The 2,185-nt window shown below is 61.1% G+C and carries 1 protein-coding gene; it reads right to left on the bottom strand.

Annotated elements, in window-relative coordinates:
* The coding region (locus tag V5E99_RS30865) for an immunoglobulin-like domain-containing protein (RefSeq protein WP_499806299.1) at positions 1-2,185 on the bottom strand (2,185 nt) is incomplete at both ends.

Genomic DNA, 2,185 nt, shown 5'->3' on the forward strand with positions numbered 1-2,185 from the left:
TACGGTGTCTGTGACAGTGGTGCTGACCGGAGTCTTATCAGCTACCAGGTTTTCGTAGTTACCACCACTGACGTTGGTGATCGAGTTGGTCAACGGCGCGTGGCCATTGAGCACGTCGTTCGGCGCGATAGTGGTGACAGTGCCAGTGGTTTTACCGATCTCGATGGTGATGTTTTGGCCGTTGGCCAAGGTCACCGTTACTGGCGAGCCTGTTACTGGCTGACCAACCGTTGCGGTGTAGGTGACGGTGCCACCTTCAGCTGCAGTACCGGTAGCCGTCAGTTTCACCGTCGAGGTGTCGATGGTGTCAGTGACGTTGGTCACGGCTGGAACAGTGCTCGGCACCAGGCTTTCGAAATTGCCGCCCGTCGCAGTGCTGATGGTGGCGCTGACTTTGCCAGCGTCGATGTAGGCGTCATCTTTTGGCGCATCGACGGTTACGGTGCCGGTGGTTTTGCCGGCGTCGATGGTGATCACAGCGCCGTTGCTCAGCGTCACGGTCACTGGAGTGCCAGCCGCGTTGGTCAGGGTGGCGGTGTAAACAATCGAACCGCCCTCGGCGACCGAGCCAGTTGCGCTCAGCGACAGGTTGGTAGTGTCGACGGTGTCAGTGACCGTGGTCGAAACAGGGGTCTTGTCGGCTACGAGGTTCTCGTAGTTACCACCACTGACGTTGGTGATCGAGTTGGTCAGCGGCGCATGGCCATTGAGCACATCGTTCGGCGCGATAGTGGTGACAGTGCCAGTGGTTTTACCGACTTCGATGGTGATGTTTTGGCCATTGGCCAAGGTCACCGTGACTGGCGAGCCTGTCACTGGCTGACCGACGGTCGCGGTGTAAGTGACAGTGCCACCTTCAGCCGCCGATGCGTCGGCCTTCAGGGTCACGGTCGAAGTGTCGATGGTATCGGTGACGTTAGTCACGGCTGGCGTGTTGCTGGTCACCAGGTTCTCGAAGTTGCCACCCGCAGCATCCTTGACCGTAACTTCAACCTTGCCGGCATCTTTGTAGACGTCGTCTTTCGGCGCATCAACGGTCACGGTACCGGTGGTTTTGCCGGCGTCGATGGTGATCACAGCGCCGTTCGACAGAGTCACGGTAACCGGCGTGCCGGCAGCGTTAGTCAGGATCGCGGTGTAGGTGATCTGGCCGCCTTCAGCCACGGTGTCGGTGGCTGTCAGCGACAGCGTGGTGTTATCCACGGTGTCAGTGACGGTGGTTTTGGCCGGGTCGCCGTTGACGTCCAGTTTCTCGTAATTGCCGCCGGTGGCGTCCTTGATGGTGGCGCTCAGGGAGCTGCCGCCCGCCAGGGCATCGTTCGGCGCGACGAAATTGACCGTGCCGCTGCTTTTGCCGATGTCGATGGTGATCGTCTGACCATTGGACAGCGTCACGACGACCGGCGAACCGGTAACCGGCGCACTCACGGACGCGGTGTAGACGACGGTGCCGCCTTCAGCAACGCTCGAAGTGGCCGTCAGCGAGACGGTGCTGGTGTCGATGGTGTCGGTGACGCTGGTCACAGCCGCCGACGGGTCTTTGACCAGGTTTTCGAAGTTGCCGCCAGTCGCGTCCTTGATGGTGGCTTCGACTTTGCCAGCGTCTTTGTAGACGTCATCGGCCGGGGCCGCAACGGTCGCGGTGCCCGTGGTGGCACCCGCCGCGATGGTGATTACTGCGCCGTTGCTCAATGTCACGGTCACCGGAGTGCCGGCGGCATTGGTCAGGGTGGCGGTGTAAACAATCGAACCGCCCTCGGCCACGGAGTCAGTCGCGCTCAGGCTGAGGGTGGTGGTGTCGGTGGTGTCGGTCACGGTGGTGCTGACCGGTGTTTTGTCAGCGACCAGGTTCTCGTAGTTACCACCGCTCACATCGGTGATCGAGTTGGTCAACGGTGCGTGACCGTTGAGCACGTCGTTCGGTGCGACCGCGTTGACGGTGCCGGTGGTTTTGCCGACTTCGATGGTGATGTTTTGGCCGTTGGCCAAGGTCACCGTCACTGGAGACCCCGTCACTGGCTGACCGACCGTTGCGGTGTAAACCACAGTGCCGCCTTCAGCGACGCTGGTGGTGGCGGTCAGGGTCACGGTCGAAGTGTCGATGGTGTCGGTGACGTTGGTGACGGCTGGCGCCGGGTTGGTGGCCAGATCTTCGAAGTTGCCACCGGTGGCATCTTTGACGGTC

Origin of the sequence: Janthinobacterium sp. LPB2021202312-11-4, from assembly GCF_037049705.1 — a bacterium.
GTDB lineage: Bacteria > Pseudomonadota > Gammaproteobacteria > Pseudomonadales > Pseudomonadaceae > Aquipseudomonas.